The sequence below is a fragment of the Verrucomicrobiota bacterium genome (assembly GCA_039192515.1).
Taxonomy (GTDB): Bacteria; Verrucomicrobiota; Verrucomicrobiia; order Methylacidiphilales; family JBCCWR01; genus JBCCWR01.
The window spans coordinates 27,109-47,057 of record JBCCXA010000021.1; the positions used below are offsets into that span (position 1 = coordinate 27,109).

Here is a 19,949-nt window from a genome sequence, read left to right on the forward strand (position 1 = left end):
CTCATTACCTAGCAAACAAAAGCTGGTTGATTCTAGCCATCTCGTGACGATGCACTAAAGCGTTACGTAGTACAACATTGCATACTTGTTGTAGAAGGCTATTCCAGGTAAAAAATTCTTTAACCATTTCTCCTACAACAAGAGGCACTGCATGGGTATGAGCAGCACCTGGAACCCAGCCGCTCATAAAAGGAACTTTAAGACTAGATTTTAATACAGAGATTTTTTTGTGTATCTTGTGTTCGCTTAATATCCGCACAGCAACATCCATTATCATATAAACTTTTTCCCTCTTCTCTACCCTATCTCAGATACTGCTAAACAACGTCCGCAGCCATCACAAGACAACCCGTTCTCTGTAGTAACTCCTCTCTGACATTACGAAGATTTGAATCATCTTCAACCACCAATATAATCCCTTCACCTGATTCCCTATAGAATCTACCTTCTATACGACCAGATGCCTCCGGTAAAAGCAAAACAAGCTTTTTAATGACCGATATTTGGCCCTCCAAATTCCCCATCATAGTCCGGTCTAACCCTTTGAAAAATCTTAGCCTCCTTATGGCTAGGGTGACTTCAAATTTCTTGATAATTACTTGTGATCTAGTTCACAAAAAACTTTCCCAAACCCTTTTCTTCAAACTCTACACCATATTCCTTATAGATCTGATCTAAATTAATAACGTAGTCCGATGAATTCATTTCAAGATCAGCAATCATCTTTTTTTCACCAAAAAACTTAATCTCGGGGGGCATAAAAACATCATACTTCGTAGGAACATGAGAATTCAAAAAATAGTTTATCAATGATCCATAAGGTACCGCTAAAAAGCGTTCGTCCTCACCGAGTTGATGACTCATAAACTCCATAACGTCTCGTGCACGTAACTCTTCCTTATCCTCACGAGATAAGTATATCAAATTATCTTGATCTACTCTTAATTCTACTTCTTTGAACTTCAGTCTACTCGTTAGTGAACCAAGATTGAATACTGTGATAAAAAAATAAATAAACAACAGCTGTCCCCATAGAGCCTGTTTATTAAGATGCGTGTATTGAGACTTATAGGTCGCAAATTTTGGAAAATAAAAATAGAATAAGAGCAAAACGATAATGACTGAGAAAATGCCCAGGTAAAATCCATAGTGGTAAATTCTTGGCAACAGCAACATTTTTACACTCAATGCTAGCGCCGCAAAAGACAACATCCAAAGGGCAATCTCAGATTTAACTCGAAGACAACTATTTTTATTGATCAACAAAAAAACTAAAACCGAAATATTAATCAACAAATAAGGTCTACTAAAGTTCATCCAGGAAAAGTCTTTCAAGACAACTAAAAAAATTGCTAACAAAGCCGTAAATATCACACCTAACTTTAGAACCTTAAATTCCTTAAACCAACATGCTCCCGATATAATCAAAATCATACCTAGGATAGCTAGGTAGAATAACGTGAACTTGAAGATTTCCAGAATATTAGTCAACGGGTTAAGCAAACCCATCTGCGCCTTATAAAAAAATTCAAAGCCTGCATTCGTCCCCGAATGGAATATGGGCAACCAACTTCCAACTAAAGCATATAACGAGGTCTCAAAAGGCATTCCCCACAGTAAGAGATATAGCAACATGAAAATATGCCCGCCCCAAAAGCCAAGGACAAGGACAACTAACTGCTTTATACCAAATTTAAAATTCCTTTGGTAAATGCACAATAAAAACCAACCAAAGCCAATTCCTAGACAACCCAGGGCAATATCACTCTTGGTTTGGAAACCCAACCCCGAACATAACCCCGCGCATAAGACCCAATAATTAAAAGCATTTCTAGAATCTTCTCTGCGTCTATGAGCTAAATCTAAAAACAAAAAGAGCAACATCATCCAACACAGATAAAAGCCATAAGTGGCATTGTGTGTATAAGGCGCTAGAAAATTAAAGGTGGAGGCTAACCCCTGAAAACCAAAACCATGTATCGACACCACCGCAAAGCTACCTAAAAAACCAAGGATTGTATTAAAAGCTTCTTTTAGAAAGAGAAATAAACTAGTGCTAAATAAAGTAAATAAAACCAATTGAATGATCTGCAATTTGGTAATGGAGTAGCCAAATATTCTAAAAATGGTAGCGTTGACATAGGCTCCAAGTGGACCAAATAGACAAGCCGCATCATCATAGAGAACCTGCCCATCAGCAACCTTCCAGGCATGCGTAATCTCCCTGCCATAATCTTTTACAAAATGTCCACACTTGCCCCAACTCAGCCAGGCCAAGCCAGCAATCATGAGCCATAGAAATAAGAGACACAGAACATCAGATGTTTTTAATTTCATTATCTTGAGATCTAATTAGTTCGGCCCAAATGACATAGCTTCTTACCTTTATATAACCAGGCCCCATAACTTCAAATCTATTGCAGCTTCAAACAAAAAACCTACGTATCAGTAGCCTGCCACGATTAGAATAGTGAATGATGTAGTGATATGCGGCAATTATTTGATAGAGAGTCAAACGAAGGCATGTCGTCACTACCAGAGCAACTTTGGCACTGTAATATCAAATAAATAGGTTTCCAAGATTTTTGACGAATTTGTAAAAGCAAAGAAACAGGATGGCAGAAGCCTTAGGTATCTCAGCGATTGCCGAAGCCGCTTAGGTATCTTCACTAAAAGTTTCAGGGGATTTATTACCGAGATTGAACATAATCTGCTTGAGGATTGGTTGCGCTCGTTAGATGGATCTCCAAGGACTCGCAACAATTACCGTAGAGCCATCATTACACTATTTCGCTATGCGCGCTCCAGAGGATATTTACCAAAAAATGAACCCACAGAGGCCGATTCCCTTGAATTAGCTAAAGATGCTGGAAATGAGATCGGAATTTTCACTCCTGAGCAAATGTCACAGTTGTTGGCCAACTCACCCAAAAATCTAATCCCTTACCTTACACTTGGAGCCTTCGCGGGTCTATGCCATGCGGAAATTATTACGCTCCATTGGGAGGATATAGACTTTCATAATGGATTAATCAGAGTTAAGGCAGCCAAAGCTAAAACAGCACAAAATAGACTAGTTCCAATGGTAGAGAATCTTCTGACCAGGCTAAGTTTGAACGCGAGCTGATCAGAGAGCGAACCATAGCAGGGTTGGAATCCTCCAGAGCGAGCGGAAGGCTAGGGGGACGTAAATTTGCTTTGAGTAAAGCGAAAGTGCGTTGAGCACAGGCGGCAATGGGAAATAAAGAAACAGTCTTGAGTGAGTTATGTTGAAAGCTAGGAGTTATACCGCCTACGCCTTACCGCTATCTAAGTCCAGAAGGTGGTTTGCGTAGTAATGGAGTAAAGGTCCTTAAATTTGCGCAATATATATACTAATGTGTCATTATTATTAAATTCAAATGCTGAAACTGTTTTTTTTGACAAATATGGGCAATTTGCTAATCGTCGTAGCGCGATGAAGCAACAAGTAAAAATTTATAAGACTATCGGACTAACAATCTTTAATTTAACAGTTTTCGCATTCTATGCTATTGCAGGGAGTAATATAATTCTTCCTGGTTCAGAGGATGGCAAACTTACAGAGGAAATTTGGTACGATGTGCCAGGAGAAACTTTTGATGAACACATCATAAGAAATATCTTTGAAAGACATTCAGATGCTAAGAATAGCCTAATCGAAACTTTGGCTAAGGATGTAGGAGATAATTACATCCGTAGAGTAAGAGGTTACATAACGGCTCCAGAGACAGGTTTATATACATTTTGGGCGAGTGGAGACAATGCAGTATCTGTGTGGCTATCGAGTAGCGAATCAAAATTTGATAAGGAAAATATAATCGATTCACGCTATTGGGGTGGGCCTAAGCAATGGGATAATCATCCTTCTCAAAAATCCTCACCTCTAGAGTTAGAAGCTGGCAAGAAGTACTATTTTGAGGTGTTACATAAGGAAGATTCAAGAGGGAGTCACTTTTCCGTAGCATGGACGACTCCCAGTGCAAAAAGAAAAGTAATCAAGTCACAGTATCTTTCAAGCTATTCCGGACAAAGCAATGATCTAGATGATGACGAGCTTTTGGATGCGTGGGAAATAGAAAATGGATTAAATGCGGGTGTAAGTGGTGCAGAAAGTATATCGGAAGGTAAGTATGGTGACTCAGATCTGGACGGCTTAACTAATTACGAGGAAATGCTGACAGGTAGTTCACCCGTCCTTGCAGATACAGACTTAGATGGTGTTACTGACTTCGAAGAATATTACTTCTTTCATAGCAATCTTAATGAGCAGGATGTAGGTGCTTTTAATATGGTTGCAACCTTTAGCGGATCTGAGATAACAGATGAGTTTGGTTTATGGGAAATAGAAGATGAGATTATTAAACAAAGAGGACGAAGAGGTTCTATCACTTACTCTATTAATCTCAGTCAGAGCGGGCTATATGCTCTGAAATTTAATATTGAGGCATATGCAGGAGGAGAATATAACTACTTGCACGATTTTGTAATTAGCCTAAACGGGAACTTTTTACAGCGTGAAAGAATCCGAATTGTCCCTTTAGGTAAAACCAGCCTGATTGTTTTAACCCCGTGGTTAGAATCAAATACTAACTATGATGTTACGTTGTATGTTGATAACACCTACCCTCAAAGGAAAATTGCCGTAAACTCCCTTGAAATTCAAGCAGCTGGCGGAGAAGATTCAAATGGAGATAACACTCCTGACTGGGTGGAGAGGAAAATAGAAGCAAGAAATGGTTTTGCTAAAGAGCAGGTCTATAGCATGACATCACCAGCATATATCGAGGGTAAGGTGGCTTATCCAAGTCTAATGAATGCAAATGGGGTGAATCCAGTGCCATTACCTAACGATAAATTTTATGCTTACCTGCCTCTAAATGCAGAACGGCCTGAAACATTTGTATTTGAGTTTGAAAACAGTGCTTTATTAGACCAAGTTGTTGTTCATTGGTTTAAAACAAACCTTTTGAATAGCGAAGATCTTACTATCAAAAAAGGAGACTCTCTATTATTCACCGCTTATAAAACACAAGAAACTCAAGGCAGCGAATCTTATTCGCTTAGTATATCAGGCAAGCAGTATAATCAGGATTCTAGCATAGCGGTTCCAGTCAAATTTGATGAAGCAGGTGATCATGAGTTAACTTTCACACATAGTGATGAAGCAGGCACTGTTACTAATGGAAGTATTATTGTCAAAGTGCTAGAGCTACCAAATGTAGAAGGACCCACTTGTATTTCAGGATACCCCATAGAATGGAATCTAGAAAATCTACCAAATGAATTTAGCATAGAAGTTGATAAATCAGTCATATCTGACCAGATTTCGGAGCGAGTGATAGCCCTAGAAACAAAATCACCTGAATCTAAGCTTGCAGCAATCCGACTCAAAGCAACAGGTGAGGCTGTGGGATTAATCAATATTAATAGCGCGAATATTCGTTCGAGTGAAAAAACAGGATTTTATCAAATTGGAACACAAGACGATGGGAAAGAGATTTGGAGCATGCCGGTAGTTTTGACTGGCGATCTCAATGAGGCCTATGTTCAATGTAATATCTTTATAGGCGGCGTTACCTATGATGATGGAACAACAAAAAAGGACCTAACCTTGTCAGACTTCGATGAGTTTGGGCGTGCCTTCTTAAAATTTGTCAAAGATCCCAAGGCGCATTCCAATTGTCACAGATTTAAAGTGATCAAAGATAATACGGAAATAGCTTACTTTCACTAATACTGGTAATGGGGCTTAAGCGACAGAATGAAATTTTTATCTCATATTAAATTTGCTGCACCTGTAGCTCTATTGACTATAGGAGTAATCTTTTGTTTGTTGCTTGCTGCATCTAAGGAGAAAAAAAAGAATAATTCTGGCCAGATAACAGAGGAGCAATCGAAGCTAACAAATAAGGAAAGTTACTATAATGATCTTTCCGCAATAAGTGTCACGCACGGCATTCATGACGATAAGAAAAATCACGTATTAGGAAAAGCAGAGACTTCGACTCATGCGAGGCAAGCTTTGCAGCCTAGTGCTACTAACAAGGGAAATCAAAGAATAGATAACAATGGCTTTACTACGATGAAAGCTGAGGCTTGGAGTCATAATGCCTATGAGTTTGTAAATCACCTTCGCCAAGCTCCTGATCTGAAGCTTAAGCATGATGAGATCATGGATTTTCTTGATGGAATAAGTCATTCAGGTTGGGATGAAAACTATCGAAATTGGATAGGGGATGAGCTAATGACTGCCTTAAGGGTTGATACTCCAGAAACAGCTTATGCTGATTTATTAAGAATTCTTGACTCTGATTCATCATCCGAGGCTATGAAAGACTATAGCATTCAGCACATTGCGCATTTAATTAATGACAATATTGTTGGTGCTGAGGCTGTTGGCCGCCTTTGGCATGAGCTGAATAAAGGGGATGCGGCAACAGCTGGCACAAGTCTTATGGCCTTATATCGTATTAGCGAAAGTCAAGCGGAGCTCGTAGACCAAAACCAAATTATTAATTTTGCAATGAATACTCTCCAAGAGGGTAGTAACGATAGTCGACTACTTGATTCCTCAAAGGGAATTCTTGCAGATCATAAAGTGACCAATTTATTAACCAACAATAATTAAAGAAGATATAGAGATGAAATACACAATTCTAAAATCAATGTCGCTGCCCATCATATGTGCAGTATTTACTTCAAATGTAATATTAGCCAGCAATCCTCCTGGTGCTAAGCCTACCAAAGGAAAAGATGAAAAAGAAGTAGAAGTTACAGATGCAACAGAGAAAGCAGAGAAATTTGCTACAGATTATAAAGATGAGGCGAATAAAATAATTGACAGTCTAGACATAGATACCTCAGCGGTGGAGGACTTTCTTAAAGATTTAGATTTAGGTTGGACTGCAAATCGAATTAAAAACGAGGCTATTGAAATTGCCAAGAACGCCAAAGATATTCTAGTGAAAGCTGCAAAAGAGCAATCTAGTAAATTTGTAGACCAAGCGGCAAAGACGTATACGGATTCAACTAAAAAAATTAATCCTAACGCAAAGTTCCAAGGAAATTATTCTTTTTTTGATGGATGTTGCGATGAAGCTAAATGGACAAGAGTAGGTGCTAATGTCACCGGAACAAGAGGGGCTAAAGCAAGCGGCAAGCTAGATATATCTTTTCGTGCCGGAGGTAGTGCGGGCGTAGAAGTCACAGTCCCGTTTAAAGTTTCCGTTACATTGGAAATCAAATTTGATGTTGCTAAAAGTTTAAATCCTTTAGCACCTAGATCTGGAATGGGTTCAACACTTGAGGTTGAAGGGACGCCAACTTGGGATTTATCTGTTAGTGGTAGTGCTGGTGGTGGCGCGCTGATTATAGTTACAGTGGGGGGAGGAACAACAAATTCTGACACTTTAAAAGATGTTAAGGCGACATTAGATTCTGGCTGCAGCTAGTACTGTTAATTTTTAATTCTAATTGTAATCCTAAGAATATGAAATTGAGTGTGTTATTATTTTCGTTTTTTTTGGTTAGCCGACTATCAGCCTCGACCGAAAACCATGTTTTATACACAAATGACTTAGATGCTCCTCAATATATATTTTTTGGGTTAGAAGAGCCTTATAAAGAACATTTGGGGCATTGGGTGCCCATGAGGGTTTATGAAATTCCTTCCAATAGTAAAATAGCTATCAGTGTTCTACGGCTTTCTTATAATAAAGATAATAAAAAAATAGAAGCTACAGTTCAAATAGGACAATATTCAGATGAAGGAGGCATAAACAAAAGCCAACTTATTATAACGAGTTGGTTTTTTAAGCCGGGCAAATTTATGAAAGTTCCTGATTACGATGTAGTGGCAATTAAAGACGAGGCTCAGATAACTTGGAATTTGTTCTATAATAACGAGAAAACTCGAGCTATAACTGCAATTATACGAAATTCCAAAGACGATCTAAGAGAAGAGGTTTCTATTACAAAATCAGACGCCTACTGGTCTAATGTTACCTTGTCGCATCTACCAGAAAATTAGGATTTAGTCTAATTTCATGGTGGTATTCGCCTAAGGCAATGAAAAAATCGAAGCGCACTTAATTTTTTTGGATATTGCACAATGTCAAATAAAGTTCTAATAAACTCAGTTGTATTACTTTTATTTAGTATTCATCTAATTCAGGCTGGTGAGTATATCTGTATTTCAGGTAGTGAGAGTTCAGAAAACGATCATTTTTTCTTATCTATAAACGAAAAAAGTAGGGAATTTGGAGATCACTTGCCGGTTGCTTTATTTCGCATTCCAAAAGACAACGGGTATCTAGTTAGGGTTCTGAGTGCAAGGATAAAAAGCAATGAATTTAAATTTACTGTTGGATGATTTAAGAGAAGCGAAGAAGGCAATTCTATAGTCAAATTAACCGATTGGTCTACTAAGAGGTATCTGAATTTAAGTGATACAGATGAATTAGATTTTATTTACATAAATAACAAAAATAAATTAGAAATCGAGGTCGTATCAAATGGCAATGAAGTTAGCTCTATTTATCTGATTGGACGAAAAGAATTGAAGGGATTTCAGGAACTTAGCATTAGCAAGGCAGCGCCTTTATGGAAATTTAGAGATGAAGTCTTATTGAAGTTTTGAGCCGTGTATGCAGTCAAACCTAATTAGTCGATTGTGAAGATTTTTTGAATTTATCGTATATCTGGATTTAGGTACAGAGATTGCACTTGCTAGGACTAAAGAGGCGGTAAGTTATGGGCCGTTCATATTAGAACAACTCGTAGAACATTTTTCCACTATTTGGGGTAATCGGGATGTTCAATTCAACGAGGAATGGTATCTAACATTTGTTATTGGCCAATTAGATGGTGATAAATTATTTAAAGAATATTGTTGGAATAATGAGTGATCTTTAGGGAATAGTTTATTTTTAAAGTATTATGTAAAAGATCAGGATAAAGCTTACACAGACCGTCTCAATATCGCCTTGAGTTCTTCACAATACCAATAGCAAAAAATAGGTGCAAAATTAAGTTCACCTTGATGTAAGACCCTTTTTTTGAATGTGCGAAACCTATCCTATGCTTATTGCTGCTCCACAACTTGTATTTATCGCTTACGCGATGGGCAAGACAACTAGCTCTCGTCCCGTTGTTTTAGGATAATACAAGCTGCGCTTGAAATGGGGCGATCGACGGGACTTGAACCCGCGACAACCTGAACCACAATCAGGGGCTCTACCAACTGAGCTACGACCGCCATTTATTTCGAACTTAAAATTGTAATGGCTTCTGAGCCGGTTTCAATAGCAAATTCTCGTGTGCTATGATATAAGAATTTTATGAAGCCGCCGAAGCAGAATCCATCAGATAAATCAAGTGACAAAGACCCCGAAATCCAAGATTTTCTAGCTCAGCATTTATTTCTTCTTTGTATGGCTGATATCTATGGAGCTTATGCCAGCACCTTGAAGACGGATAAGCTTGGTCTAGCCATTAGTCGCCTAACTCAGATTTCGAGCGAGTTGGTCAATGAACTGGGTATTGATCCCCAAGCAGCTAAACAATTCATCGAAAAACGATGCACAGATGAAGAACAACAATCCATTAACGCGATGGAGAAAAGGTTTGGAACAAGATCAGATACCAAGCCCTACAAGAAGATTCTAGAAGCCCTGGATCCTAATTAGTCGGCACTGATAAAACCAATTCTAGAGAATTGACTCCTACAATACCTCATCTATGTCTTCCCTCTATGAGCCTAGCTTCGGTCTATTTGAAATTGAGAACTAGCTAGTCCTAGATTTTGTAGCCTTAACCAAGGGGTCTACTGTCAGTGGAATCCATTACTCCGACTATAAATTCGATCTATTAAATTGTGGTGAAGTCGAAACATTATTTGGAATATCATTTCAGTATTTATGCTCATAGGAACTTTACAACTTATAGACCCTTTCATGAATATTTTTTTGCAAAATGAGCTAAAATCTCATTCTTCTCTAGTCAGTGAGCTCTTTGACTAACTCGAGGTATTTACTGGGCAATTCGTAAAATTCTTTAAAACTAAATTCATCAGTAATATTTTTAACTATCATTCCCTATCAACTTTCACAACCTGGAAGCGAGCTGGAGGAAACATGCCGCCAGTTACGTCAGCCACTATTTCGATTGTAGTGTCTTAGCACTAACTTCTTTGAGAGAGTCGTCTTTTAAAACAAATAAAGGTGTTACTGGCTTAGTCGAAATTTGATAAAACCCCCTAGGGTCATAATACCATTTATTACTCCCTCTTTCATTTCCCCTAGACCAATGAATATCAATGATATAACTGAAATTAGGATGGGTCTCTCTGGTAAAACTTCGATCTAAATAGAAATGGTAAAACGCAGAAAAATCACTTGGATCAGTAAGCTCTTTAATTAAACCCGACTCTATCGTCTCGATAGTAACTGATTGTATGATTAAATCATCTTTTTTGGTGCAAGATACCAATAGGGTTAGAACCAATAGAAGATATTTAATCATAAAATGCTACCTCTTGCAGAACGCCAACTAGCATATCCGGTTCTAATATCGAAGGAATTATCTGAAAGTCTTTGTTGCAATAAATCACCTGCTAAATAAAAAAAGGAACAAGTAAGCATTGAGGGGAGTAGATACCACCAGAGAAACTCCAACCCCAAATATCCTTTATCCGAATTGTGGTATACTATACAGGTGAGCAATGAAGAAAATAATCCAGACATAAGTGCAAAAACCAGCGTAACTACTTCTAACGTCAAAGGTCTATGAGAGGTATTAAGCATTCTATTTAGGCCCTTAGCAACTTAGCTATTATCATCCAGTCCAAGATATCTATATCGAACTATTAAGTGAAAAGTTTTGCCCTCATTGCCGGGGGTTACACAAACTACCGAACTGCCATCCATTAATCTTATTTACCCTATGGTTCCTGCGGTTACGGATCATAGCCAAATCAGCCGGCCAGAAGCTCTAAATTGCGCTTCGGCATTCATCTAATTATACTCACTATAATTATTATTTGCGCTATTTGGGATTACCCACCTTAGCTTTTAGAGATCCACATTTGCTTAATAATCTGGAATATAATTCCAAAAGACAAGGGCATGTATTTCCGGAATGTATATTGAGCGTTTAGGGGACGAAATGTGTTAGATAGTAATCCAATAAAGAAGAAAAAATTTATGAATCCATATGATTACTCTAAAGAACACCGGCTCAGCAGTCAAACAACCGAAATAAAACTAGATTCTGAAAGGGAGATCAAGCAGCGCAGCCAGTCAACACCGCAAAATATTACCATTACCGAGACCCAGTGGCCTAATGACGAAGAGCTCATCGTTCCCACCACCAACACTATTTATCTCAGCCAAAAAATAGATGAATTTATCTTCAAACTGGGTTACACCAGTGTACACACGGTCGGAATTCTCCTACAGCTCTTGATCGATGGAAAAATCAGAATCACTTACAAAAACCACACAGAACGCCTAGAGTTGGTTGATGACAAACATCTTATGAACCGACGTGATGCCCTGGATATGTTTGAAAAATATATTGCCAAATGCCAAGGCAACCAGGACCTTACCGAAGCTGACGATGTCAGTGAAAAAGCCTATATGACCCAAAAGATCATAGTGCAAATCCCTGACGAGGCACGTAGACAATATAACCAGCGCCTGCTTGATAAGAAGTAAGCTACCACTATTAATCATTGCTTGTTAACAACTGTTCAACCAATCCATCTGTTTCTAGGAGTAAAGGACTGTGGTCACTAATTTGGTGCCTTTCTAATTCCATGACCCTAGCAGCCTTCGCATAGCGCCGTATTTTTGAAGTAACGAGAATGTAGTCAAACACATCACTAGCGAAACCATAAGTTGAATGAATGGTCAAGCGGTCCTGCCATGGAGCTCCATTCATCACATCAGAGAAACCCTTATCTAATAACCTACGAATAGACACTTCACTTTCATAGACGGGATTCAGGAGTGAGTGATTAAAATCACCTAGCACAATAATTTCATCATGCACCCAATCTACACCCACACGCTTCCAATCCCACTCGAGATATCTCATAGCTCGTTCCCGCTTTAAGCGATTATTACTCGCCAATCCCATATTGCTTTTTAAGTGCACCCCATAAACAAATAGTTTTCCTCTCTCACCTAAATTGAATTGGATTGCAATAATACCTCTCCTCGGCCTATCCCTAGTCAGTGCAAACTGGCTAAAATCAATCACCCACGACGCCTCCCAGGGCACCTGACTTAAAAAGGCAAGACTTTGGAGTGGTAGTCCAACTCCTTCGTCAGCAACCCTTGGGATATAAGTACACGCTATTTTTTTATATTTAAGGCGTTCCGGTTCTAACTTCATCAAGGTTTTGAGTGATCTTACTTCACAAAGAAATAGAAGAAAAGGTTGCTCCTCTTTTAGGACCTTCCGAACACCTTGAATTTGTGATTTTTTCTGGGATGATGTCGCATCAGGATTACCTCCAGGAAACCATTTGACATTCCAAACCATGATAGATTTTCCTATCTCATCCTCCTGGCTCTTTGACGAGAATGACTTGGCTGTCCATGTTTCAGGAGCAGAAATCATCGGCTCCTCAAAAGCGGAGGCTTGTGAAAGCAAAAGAGATAGCTTCAGATAGACTGAGATAAATCTTAATACTTGGCAGAATGGACTCGTAGCTTTTTTTATGCTTTCCATCGCTTTACACTAATAAAAATTCATACTAGCCTTACTCATTGATTCTATGAAAGTGATATTTATATAACATTTATAGAGACTGATTTTATATGGTATCTGCAAGTAGTACAAAACCAAATCGGATAGCAGTTGGACTAACAGGACTAGTTGCTCTCCTGTTCTTTTCTATTGCGCTATTCGCCTTCTTTGAATCAACTCAAAGCAAACAAGAGTTGGCTAGCTACAAAGAACAACACCGCCTCCTTATTGAAGAATACCAAGATTTATCCCTCCAAGTAGAGCAGCTTAGAACTGCGCATCAAAGCATTGAAACGTTGCTACAGCAAAACCGCAAACAGCTCTCCCAATCCGAGCAAGCGAGAATTAAATTAGAAAAGAAAAAATTCCAAGACCAGCTCGAGGCTATTGAAGAAAAGCAAAATTATATACGATTGCGTCAAAAGCTTTGGACCAGCATGCGTCAACGCTTAGCTCAGGAAATCGAATCTAGTAAGATATCTCTGCTCAAACAGGAAGATTTGTTTATTATTCGTATACCAAATGATTTTTTATTTGTTCCTGCTTCCGTAAGAATTCAAAGCGGCACACCTATTGAAACAGCAACGCCCATCGAAGATCCCGATAACGCCACAATCATTGAGAACCCCGAAGTAGCGGAAGATGAGGCATCCCTTCCACTCCCCAGTGAATCTGAACCACAGTCCGATGGTTACCCTGTTGAAATCATTCCATCACCCGCTGAGTCTTTGCTCAATAAGGTTGCTTTAATTCTCAATCACGAGCTTCCAGATATACCTGTTCTTATTGAAGGCCATACCGACAATGTTCCGATCGGGCCCGCCTTGCGCGAGCAATTCCCTAGCAACTGGGAGCTTTCTTCGGCTCGAGCTACCGCTGCTGTGCGTTATCTACAGCAGGTCGGAGAAGTTTCCCCCAGCCGTATGACAGCCATAGGCAGAGCCGACACCACCCCTATTTCTCAAAACCATCCTGATAAAGGAAATAAAGAAAATAGACGCGTTGATATTATCATCAAGCTCGATGAGCAATCACTATCTACTTTATTCTCACCACCTTCCACATCAAGCCCTGCAGATACCGTTTCCCAAATTCTAACCCCTACTTCAAACCAGACTATACCGTGAAGGACCAATAACTATTGAACCTCTTTCTCACCTCTGCTAAATCTATAAACCATGCGAATTCTAGTCCTTATATTCACGCTTATATCAAGCCCACTATGGGCAAAAGACTTAACTGCTATAGAGGCTTACAAGCTTGCCCAAAAAAAGGTCAACAAAATAGCTAAAACCAGCCTAGTGCAGATAGAGGGTAAGCCTAATTCTCCCGTCGTTTTACCCAATGAATGGAATATTTTATTCTATGATCCTTATGCAGAACAAAATGGAACACTCGTGCGGGTGGCAGGAAATAGTATCGTGCAAATTAGTGATGGCTTTACCCAACTAGAAAAATTCCGCATGGCTGCTTATAAACAGGAAGAAATTATTCTTGAAGATACACTAAAAATCGATTCACCTGATGTGCTCAAAATACTAAAAGAGGCTCCTGAGCTTCGAGGCATCAAAATTTCTAGCATAGGTCTATGGCTAAAAAAGAAAGGTAAAGGACCTCTAGCGCCTTCTCATTGGCGGGTAACCATGCTGGGTCTGAAAGATGGCGAGGAAGTCCGCTTCGGCACTGCCAATATCAATTGCACCACAGGTACTATCTCTGATCTGAAGGTCGATTATAAAAAACTAGGTATGACCGATAAATAACCCCATGGGGGCGAGCATTTCAAATACATTGTCTCGATCAATTTATCTACCTAGTTGGGTCATTATCCTACCGCTCGCCCTACTTCTGTTAAAAACCAAAAACACATTTGCCAACATTTCACTTTCAGGCGAGTCTCCAGAGTGGCGGCTACTCAATAAGTACCAACAAAGCATTGATCGAGAAGAGTTCGAAGCACTGCTTAATAAATATTATTCAATCGATGGCTATATCTATGAATACCTAGAAATTACCGATCAATCCGTCACAGTCTATGAGGACATAGAAAAATCAAAGCCACTATGGACACTCTTGTTCTCACAGGATCCTCAAAGTCTTCAAGAACAAAAGGACCGCTTTGAATTCTTCAACAAGCTATCCTTTAATTACCGCCCCCTTCCACTATACGGAAAACGTATCTGCTTAGATCCAGGACATATCGGTGGAATATGGTCCAAACTTGAAGAACGACACATGCAAGTTCGCAATGGAAACTATCCGCCCATTAAAGAGGGTGACTTAACCACTATTACTTGCCAGCACATTGAAAGATTGTTAAGAGCATCTGGTGCGACAGTCGTTTGGACACGGGAGGACCAAAATCCCGTCACTTCTTTAAGACCTCATCACCTCTTTGGCGAAACACTCGAAATCTATAGCAATAAGCTAGAGACAGACCGAAGCTTGCGCTACACAAACAGCCGCACACTCACGCGTGTCATGCTATGGTCCAACCTCCTCTTTTACCGAGTATTTGAAATTTCTGCACGCGCTGAAAAAATTGCCAAACTTAATCCTGACTTCACTATCTGTGTACATTTCAATGCTGCACCAGATCGTAACCCGATGCGTCCACGACTTTTTAACGTCAATAAATTAGTCATCTTCACAAATGGTTCTTATACCTCTGAAGAGATAGACGATGAATGGCAACGCTACCACTTAATGCGAAAAGTATTGGAAAAATCTATCTATAAGGAGATTGATATGTCAGAAAAGATCATCGAACAGCTGGTAAAGAAATGGGATGTTTCACCAGAAAACTATGATAGCTGGCCTATGGCTAACCGCGTGAGTGAAAATGATTATGTGTGGTCAAGAAACCTTTTGGCCAACCGCTTATATCCAGGACCGGTCATCTTTATTGAAGGCCCCTATATGAATGACAAGAAAACCTTCAACCGCCTTATCCAAGGCGATTACGAAGGAATTCGCATCATAGATAATATTCCTCAAAGAAGCCTTTTTCGAGAGTTTGCCGAAGGCATTGTCGACGGCATCATCAAATATTATTCATCCGACAAGGAATGATCTATCCTCCTTTGATAGTCTCGCCTGATTTGACTTCTTGCCAACATAGCTCCATTTCTTCTAAAGAACAATCTTGCATTCTCATCCCTCTTGCTTGAATCATTTCTTCTACCTGCTCAAAACGATGGCGGAATTTACGCGTTGCCAGGCGACAAGATTGCTCGGCATCACATTTCAAATGACGAGCTAGATTAACCACCACAAAGAATAAATCTCCAACCTCTTCCTCCAACCTAGCCTGGGCGTCTTGCTCTCCACTAATGTTATCCAAGACTTCTTGTATTTCTTCCACTTCTTCACGAAGCTTGAGCATGACCTCTTTGACCTCCGCCCAATCAAAGCCAACATGTCCCGCTTTTTTTTGTACTTCCTGCGCTTCTATCAATGCAGGTAATACCTTAGGTATGCCATCTAAGGCTCCAGTTCTCTCAGGTTTTTCTTTTGCTTTAAGCTCCTGCCATTTTTGCAAAACTTTGTCACTGCTACTAACCTTCTGATCACCAAAGACATGAGGATGTCTGCGAATAAGCTTATCTACTATGCTACAAGAAACATCCTCAAAATCAAAAGCCCCTCTTTCTTTCGCTAATTGGGAATGAAAAACTACATGCAGCAACACATCTCCAAGCTCTTCTTTCATGAGCTTGTCATCCTGCTCATCAATCGCTTCTAGAAGCTCGTAACATTCTTCTAAGACTTGGGGACGAATAGACTGATGGGTTTGCTCCTGGTCCCAAGGGCAGCCTCCAGGACCTCTTAAACGGGACATAACCTCTAGTAATTTTTCCATAGCTGACATAATATAGGTCGAATCTTTCTTGGTTTAGAAATTCATAAAATGTGTTAACTTATATAGTAACAAGATCACACCATGTCAGAGAAATCACGCAACCTTCTTTTTTACGACTCAGATTGCGGCTTTTGTCAGGCCAGTGTCGACTGGATGGCATCCAGGGACACGCAAAAGCTCATACGATTTGTTCGTTATGATGACAAAGAAACGCTTCATAAGCACCCTCAAATAGATCCCGAGCATGTTGACTTAGGAGTTCAATTTCTAAACGCGCAGGGACGCCACAGCTTTGATTCACTAGCAATCGCAGATACTCTCAAGCTACTCCCTAACTACGGCTGGCTTGGCACTTTCATTACGCTACCCGTCATTAGGTTCTTCGCTCAGTTAGGCTACCGGGCTATTGCAAAAAACCGACACTATATATCACGGCTACTCGGTCTGAATGCATGCAAGATCTAGATATTTGTCTCAAATCCTAGAGTTGAATCTCTACCTTATTCCCGACTTTTAATTTTAGAGCCTTGGCAGCATTTCCACTATTTACCGAAAACTCGAGATCCCCTTCACTATTGATAAGACAAAAGAGCCTTTTATTGGTAGGCCCTTTTCCATAGGTCTCCACATATGGAATAGAGGCTCTTGTTGAACCTATCCTCACCTTAACTAAAAGATCATACTGTGCATCTTGCATTTCCTCACGCGTAATATTGGTAATGGCGTTACCATAATGATCTATATACACCACCTCTCCTTTGAGCCGATTATCAACTTTTACAGGCTTCGGTAGTTCTAGCTGCAAGAGCTTATCAGCCTCAGGTCCCAGATCCGTCATTGGCACACCATTAGCCAAATGGGCTGCTACAGGACCAAAAATATCTCTCCCATGAAAGGTCGTAGAAACCTGCTCTCTCAGAAAATACTTAGCCTCTTCTAATAAATGCGCCTTCGCTACACCTTGTTGCGCATAAACATAACTCAACACCCCGTTATCAGGGCCCACAAAAATATTTCCACTCTTCGTTTCAACAGCTATACCCTTTCGCTCGGTCCCTACACCAGGATCAACAACGACTACAAAGACCGATCCTTTGGGAAAATATCTAGCGGCTTTCGCTACAACAAAAGAGGCTTCTTCAACTTTGAAGGCTTCTAGATGATGGGTAAGATCTATGATTCTAGCATCTGGTTCTATTTGTTGGATTGCCCCCTTCATCTGACTAACGTACCAGTCTTTATCTCCAAAATCAGTTATCAACCCTATCACTGGTAACTTAGGTTCCTCAATCATGGGCTCGCATCCTATCAACACCAAACATAGCAAAAACCCCAATATTGTCTCAAACACCTTTCTCATATACCGACACAACACCCTTTTCTAAAAAATAAGCCATTTCGGCTAGGCAGTCTTCAAATACATTAATGATAATTTTCTCGATTTCTAGCTTTAACTCCGGAACCATTATGCCATAACATATCAGAGTCAATAATTTATTTCTAGGATTCAGTTGCCTTACATATGTCAAACAATCAACTACCAGAATACTTACAATTTCATGGACAATCTTTCAAAACGGGGCGGCTCAACGTTGCTTCTACTTCTAAGAATGGCGAAATCTATCTGCATCACGGCAAGGTCGTTTATGCCGAAACTGAAGATAAGTCAGGCCTATTAGCATTGTTTACTTTATTACTTACTGAAGGGTCGACGGTAGAATGGACAGAGAGTGTTTCAGCACCTCAAATGCTTTTTAACGAATCTGTCGATGCCTTACTCTTCCAATTAGCTCAACTCGAAGACAATGGGCAAACAGATGAGGAATCGTTGAGTTCGATCTTTGAAGCTGTCGACCGCAAATCAGAGGCCATCAAATTAACAGATCTCAAAAACTATTCCGCATCATTCGAAGTTCTCAATACGGACTTTAAAGGATTTGTCTTCTACTTAAAAAAGACCAAGAACCTTATCGGAAGAGCTGAAGATTGTGACATTATCCTGCCCGATAGTTCAGTCTCTGGGCACCATGCGACCATCACTATAGAACCAACTTGCATTCGGATTGCTGATTTAGGCTCTACAAACGGTTGCTTCGTAAATGGCGAATTAGTTACCGATGAAATTATTCAACTTGGTGACGAACTTGTTGTGGGCACAGTTCAGTTGCAAATGAGTTTAAAACTTCAGCGTAATATTAAGCTTGATGATGAATCCGCTGAAGCTGCTTCTGGACAAAATGCTAGCCCTGCTCTCACCGAAAAGGTTGATCCCGGAGTCCTCCGAGGAAAGACTGCCAAGGTTACCGGGCCCATCACTTGGAAGAACCTCTCCAAGGATGATGATAAGAAAGATAAAATGACAGGCATCTTCGGCAAAATGTTTAGCAAAAAGCCTTAACCTGAATAATGTTATAGAGACTTTAAAATCTTGGCACCAAAAGACATAAAATCTCCTCGAAGATAGCTCCTTTTTAGTCTATCTACGTCGACTCTCTTTTTCTTGTGGCTCAAGCTTCTAGACATCTCATTCAATTTCTATGACATCATCTGGGTTAAATCAGCCATCTAATTTACTCAGTAAATATCACTCTTTGTGCACGCTAAACTCAGATACTACCTTAGCAACCATTGTCGCTAAAAACATAACACCTATGACGCCTTCCAGAATAGTCAAAGCGCGGGCTATAGGTGATACAGGCGTGATATCTCCATAACCAATAGTGGAAAGCGTAATATAGCTGAAATAGTAGATATCACCTATTTTCAATTGCTCAAATGGAATGCTCAACGTGCTCTCCGGGTCTAGAGCCAAAACTGAGATATAGGCATCCGCAAATAACAAACCGAACATCAAATAAACACTCAAAGCGCCCATCACATCATCGGAAACTAAAGACTTTTTACTAAGTATATCTCGAATGATTAAGATCAGAACAAGGAGCATAAAACTCATACGCAACACGGCAGCAATATGAATAATGTAATAATAAGTAACTTCAACCTCTCGATTCAGGAAATATGCGGCCTGCACAAAAACACTAACCAAAACAAAGAATGCTAACATGAACAGTCTATGCTGAGACTTCTTTAACAAAGGGTAGGCTATAAGAGCCATAGCAACACCTAAAAAAAGACGCCTAAAAAAACTCCCTCCTCCTTGGCTATTTTGTTCAGTATTTGCTAGTTCTAAAAAGACGATGATAAGAATATTGATAAAAAAACAACTATATTTCCAATCCAGTAATCTCTGAACTAATCCATTCATGATTTTTACATGGTCAGGTAAATATTTCATTTTTTCTTTGTGTCTCAA

Annotated in this window: 21 protein-coding genes, 1 tRNA gene and 1 pseudogene; 13 read left to right on the top strand and 10 right to left on the bottom strand. The window is 39.6% G+C overall.

Going from position 1 to position 19,949, the window contains the following annotated elements; all coding sequences use genetic code 11:
• Positions 1 to 4: 4 nt before the first annotated feature.
• The 3 genes from AAGA18_10375 to AAGA18_10385 all read right to left on the bottom strand — a co-directional run bounded on the left by AAGA18_10375 (position 5) and on the right by AAGA18_10385 (position 2,337).
• On the bottom strand, positions 5 to 277 hold the full coding sequence (locus AAGA18_10375; GenBank protein ID MEM9445745.1) for a hypothetical protein: 273 nt from the start codon (positions 275 to 277) through the stop codon (positions 5 to 7).
• A 40-nt stretch (positions 278 to 317) separates the two neighbouring features.
• Positions 318 to 527, bottom strand: a complete 210-nt coding sequence (locus tag AAGA18_10380) for a hypothetical protein (GenBank protein ID MEM9445746.1) — start codon at positions 525 to 527, stop codon at positions 318 to 320.
• A 79-nt stretch (positions 528 to 606) separates the two neighbouring features.
• Complete coding sequence (locus AAGA18_10385) at positions 607 to 2,337, bottom strand: glycosyltransferase family 39 protein (protein ID MEM9445747.1); 1,731 nt, start codon at positions 2,335 to 2,337, stop codon at positions 607 to 609.
• A gap of 565 nt (positions 2,338 to 2,902) precedes the next feature.
• On the opposite strand from AAGA18_10385, the gene AAGA18_10390 reads away from it, so the two are divergent.
• The 6 genes and pseudogenes from AAGA18_10390 (at position 2,903) to AAGA18_10415 (ending at position 8,050) form a co-directional block, all read left to right on the top strand.
• Entirely contained in the window at positions 2,903 to 3,127 is a 225-nt protein-coding gene (locus AAGA18_10390) for a tyrosine-type recombinase/integrase (GenBank protein ID MEM9445748.1), read from the top strand.
• Positions 3,106 to 3,378, top strand: a pseudogene (locus AAGA18_10395) (transposon DNA-invertase). Before AAGA18_10390 ends, AAGA18_10395 begins: the two are co-directional and overlap by 22 nt.
• Position 3,379: 1 nt before the next feature.
• Positions 3,380 to 5,755: a PA14 domain-containing protein gene (locus AAGA18_10400; protein MEM9445749.1), complete on the top strand. Its 2,376-nt coding sequence runs from the start codon at positions 3,380 to 3,382 to the stop codon at positions 5,753 to 5,755.
• A 27-nt stretch (positions 5,756 to 5,782) separates the two neighbouring features.
• Entirely contained in the window at positions 5,783 to 6,649 is an 867-nt protein-coding gene (locus AAGA18_10405; protein MEM9445750.1) for a hypothetical protein, read from the top strand.
• A gap of 13 nt (positions 6,650 to 6,662) precedes the next feature.
• A complete protein-coding gene (locus AAGA18_10410; GenBank protein MEM9445751.1) occupies positions 6,663 to 7,472 on the top strand; it encodes a hypothetical protein in 810 nt (269 codons plus the stop codon).
• 38 nt (positions 7,473 to 7,510) lie between these two features.
• The gene (locus AAGA18_10415) at positions 7,511 to 8,050 is read left to right on the top strand and encodes a hypothetical protein (protein ID MEM9445752.1); all 540 of its coding nucleotides are present in this window, start codon (positions 7,511 to 7,513) and stop codon (positions 8,048 to 8,050) included.
• A 1,151-nt stretch (positions 8,051 to 9,201) separates the two neighbouring features.
• Here AAGA18_10415 and AAGA18_10420 read toward each other — a convergent pair.
• A tRNA-His gene (locus AAGA18_10420) sits at positions 9,202 to 9,277 on the bottom strand.
• A gap of 82 nt (positions 9,278 to 9,359) precedes the next feature.
• Between AAGA18_10420 and AAGA18_10425 the strand changes: the two genes are divergently transcribed.
• Complete coding sequence (locus AAGA18_10425; GenBank protein ID MEM9445753.1) at positions 9,360 to 9,707, top strand: hypothetical protein; 348 nt, start codon at positions 9,360 to 9,362, stop codon at positions 9,705 to 9,707.
• A gap of 469 nt (positions 9,708 to 10,176) precedes the next feature.
• On the opposite strand, the gene AAGA18_10430 is transcribed toward AAGA18_10425, so the two are convergent.
• The gene (locus AAGA18_10430) at positions 10,177 to 10,542 is read right to left on the bottom strand and encodes a hypothetical protein (protein ID MEM9445754.1); all 366 of its coding nucleotides are present in this window, start codon (positions 10,540 to 10,542) and stop codon (positions 10,177 to 10,179) included.
• Between the two features lie 680 nt (positions 10,543 to 11,222).
• Here AAGA18_10430 and AAGA18_10435 point away from each other — a divergent pair.
• Complete coding sequence (locus AAGA18_10435) at positions 11,223 to 11,735, top strand: hypothetical protein (GenBank protein ID MEM9445755.1); 513 nt, start codon at positions 11,223 to 11,225, stop codon at positions 11,733 to 11,735.
• A gap of 10 nt (positions 11,736 to 11,745) precedes the next feature.
• Here AAGA18_10435 and AAGA18_10440 read toward each other — a convergent pair whose 3' ends face one another.
• On the bottom strand, positions 11,746 to 12,756 hold the full coding sequence (locus AAGA18_10440; GenBank protein MEM9445756.1) for an endonuclease/exonuclease/phosphatase family protein: 1,011 nt from the start codon (positions 12,754 to 12,756) through the stop codon (positions 11,746 to 11,748).
• Positions 12,757 to 12,845: 89 nt separating this feature from the next.
• Between AAGA18_10440 and AAGA18_10445 the strand changes: the two genes are divergently transcribed.
• The 3 genes from AAGA18_10445 to AAGA18_10455 are packed head-to-tail and all read left to right on the top strand — an operon-like array spanning position 12,846 to position 15,846.
• Positions 12,846 to 13,901 carry an OmpA family protein gene (locus tag AAGA18_10445; protein ID MEM9445757.1) on the top strand — a complete coding sequence of 352 codons (1,056 nt, stop codon included), beginning with the start codon at positions 12,846 to 12,848 and terminating at the stop codon, positions 13,899 to 13,901.
• Positions 13,902 to 13,952: 51 nt separating this feature from the next.
• Positions 13,953 to 14,537 (top strand): hypothetical protein, encoded by a 585-nt coding sequence (locus tag AAGA18_10450; GenBank protein ID MEM9445758.1) that lies wholly within the window; start codon positions 13,953 to 13,955, stop codon positions 14,535 to 14,537.
• Positions 14,538 to 14,541: 4 nt separating this feature from the next.
• Positions 14,542 to 15,846: an N-acetylmuramoyl-L-alanine amidase gene (locus AAGA18_10455; protein MEM9445759.1), complete on the top strand. Its 1,305-nt coding sequence runs from the start codon at positions 14,542 to 14,544 to the stop codon at positions 15,844 to 15,846.
• A 1-nt stretch (position 15,847) separates the two neighbouring features.
• Here the strand turns inward: AAGA18_10455 and mazG are convergent, their stop codons facing one another.
• Complete coding sequence (gene mazG, locus AAGA18_10460) at positions 15,848 to 16,636, bottom strand: nucleoside triphosphate pyrophosphohydrolase (protein MEM9445760.1); 789 nt, start codon at positions 16,634 to 16,636, stop codon at positions 15,848 to 15,850.
• Positions 16,637 to 16,717: 81 nt separating this feature from the next.
• Between mazG and AAGA18_10465 the strand changes: the two genes are divergently transcribed.
• Positions 16,718 to 17,101, top strand: a complete 384-nt coding sequence (locus AAGA18_10465) for a DUF393 domain-containing protein (protein ID MEM9445761.1) — start codon at positions 16,718 to 16,720, stop codon at positions 17,099 to 17,101.
• Between the two features lie 16 nt (positions 17,102 to 17,117).
• Here AAGA18_10465 and AAGA18_10470 read toward each other — a convergent pair whose 3' ends face one another.
• Entirely contained in the window at positions 17,118 to 17,930 is an 813-nt protein-coding gene (locus tag AAGA18_10470; protein MEM9445762.1) for an SAM-dependent chlorinase/fluorinase, read from the bottom strand.
• Between the two features lie 49 nt (positions 17,931 to 17,979).
• Positions 17,980 to 18,102, bottom strand: coding sequence for a hypothetical protein (locus AAGA18_10475; protein MEM9445763.1), 123 nt, complete (start codon positions 18,100 to 18,102; stop codon positions 17,980 to 17,982).
• A 56-nt stretch (positions 18,103 to 18,158) separates the two neighbouring features.
• Here AAGA18_10475 and AAGA18_10480 point away from each other — a divergent pair, with 56 nt between their 5' ends.
• Positions 18,159 to 19,034, top strand: a complete 876-nt coding sequence (locus tag AAGA18_10480) for an FHA domain-containing protein (GenBank protein ID MEM9445764.1) — start codon at positions 18,159 to 18,161, stop codon at positions 19,032 to 19,034.
• A gap of 186 nt (positions 19,035 to 19,220) precedes the next feature.
• Here the strand turns inward: AAGA18_10480 and AAGA18_10485 are convergent, their stop codons facing one another.
• The gene (locus AAGA18_10485) at positions 19,221 to 19,931 is read right to left on the bottom strand and encodes an ion channel (GenBank protein MEM9445765.1); all 711 of its coding nucleotides are present in this window, start codon (positions 19,929 to 19,931) and stop codon (positions 19,221 to 19,223) included.
• Positions 19,932 to 19,949: the final 18 nt, after the last annotated feature.

Bases quoted from the DNA above. Each gene is read 5' to 3' on its own strand.
- AAGA18_10375 (MEM9445745.1), bottom strand. From the start codon at position 277: ATGATAATGGATGTTGCTGTGCGGATATTAAGCGAACACAAGATACAC.
- AAGA18_10380 (MEM9445746.1), bottom strand. From the start codon at position 527: ATGATGGGGAATTTGGAGGGCCAAATATCGGTCATTAAAAAGCTTGTT.
- AAGA18_10385 (MEM9445747.1), bottom strand. From the start codon at position 2,337: ATGAAATTAAAAACATCTGATGTTCTGTGTCTCTTATTTCTATGGCTC.
- AAGA18_10390 (MEM9445748.1), top strand. From the start codon at position 2,903: ATGTCACAGTTGTTGGCCAACTCACCCAAAAATCTAATCCCTTACCTT.
- AAGA18_10405 (MEM9445750.1), top strand. From the start codon at position 5,783: ATGAAATTTTTATCTCATATTAAATTTGCTGCACCTGTAGCTCTATTG.
- AAGA18_10410 (MEM9445751.1), top strand. From the start codon at position 6,663: ATGAAATACACAATTCTAAAATCAATGTCGCTGCCCATCATATGTGCA.
- AAGA18_10415 (MEM9445752.1), top strand. From the start codon at position 7,511: ATGAAATTGAGTGTGTTATTATTTTCGTTTTTTTTGGTTAGCCGACTA.
- AAGA18_10425 (MEM9445753.1), top strand. From the start codon at position 9,360: ATGAAGCCGCCGAAGCAGAATCCATCAGATAAATCAAGTGACAAAGAC.
- AAGA18_10430 (MEM9445754.1), bottom strand. From the start codon at position 10,542: ATGATTAAATATCTTCTATTGGTTCTAACCCTATTGGTATCTTGCACC.
- AAGA18_10435 (MEM9445755.1), top strand. From the start codon at position 11,223: ATGAATCCATATGATTACTCTAAAGAACACCGGCTCAGCAGTCAAACA.
- AAGA18_10440 (MEM9445756.1), bottom strand. From the start codon at position 12,756: ATGGAAAGCATAAAAAAAGCTACGAGTCCATTCTGCCAAGTATTAAGA.
- AAGA18_10445 (MEM9445757.1), top strand. From the start codon at position 12,846: ATGGTATCTGCAAGTAGTACAAAACCAAATCGGATAGCAGTTGGACTA.
- AAGA18_10450 (MEM9445758.1), top strand. From the start codon at position 13,953: ATGCGAATTCTAGTCCTTATATTCACGCTTATATCAAGCCCACTATGG.
- AAGA18_10455 (MEM9445759.1), top strand. From the start codon at position 14,542: ATGGGGGCGAGCATTTCAAATACATTGTCTCGATCAATTTATCTACCT.
- mazG (MEM9445760.1), bottom strand. From the start codon at position 16,636: ATGGAAAAATTACTAGAGGTTATGTCCCGTTTAAGAGGTCCTGGAGGC.
- AAGA18_10465 (MEM9445761.1), top strand. From the start codon at position 16,718: ATGTCAGAGAAATCACGCAACCTTCTTTTTTACGACTCAGATTGCGGC.
- AAGA18_10470 (MEM9445762.1), bottom strand. From the start codon at position 17,930: ATGATTGAGGAACCTAAGTTACCAGTGATAGGGTTGATAACTGATTTT.
- AAGA18_10475 (MEM9445763.1), bottom strand. From the start codon at position 18,102: ATGGTTCCGGAGTTAAAGCTAGAAATCGAGAAAATTATCATTAATGTA.
- AAGA18_10480 (MEM9445764.1), top strand. From the start codon at position 18,159: ATGTCAAACAATCAACTACCAGAATACTTACAATTTCATGGACAATCT.
- AAGA18_10485 (MEM9445765.1), bottom strand. From the start codon at position 19,931: ATGAAATATTTACCTGACCATGTAAAAATCATGAATGGATTAGTTCAG.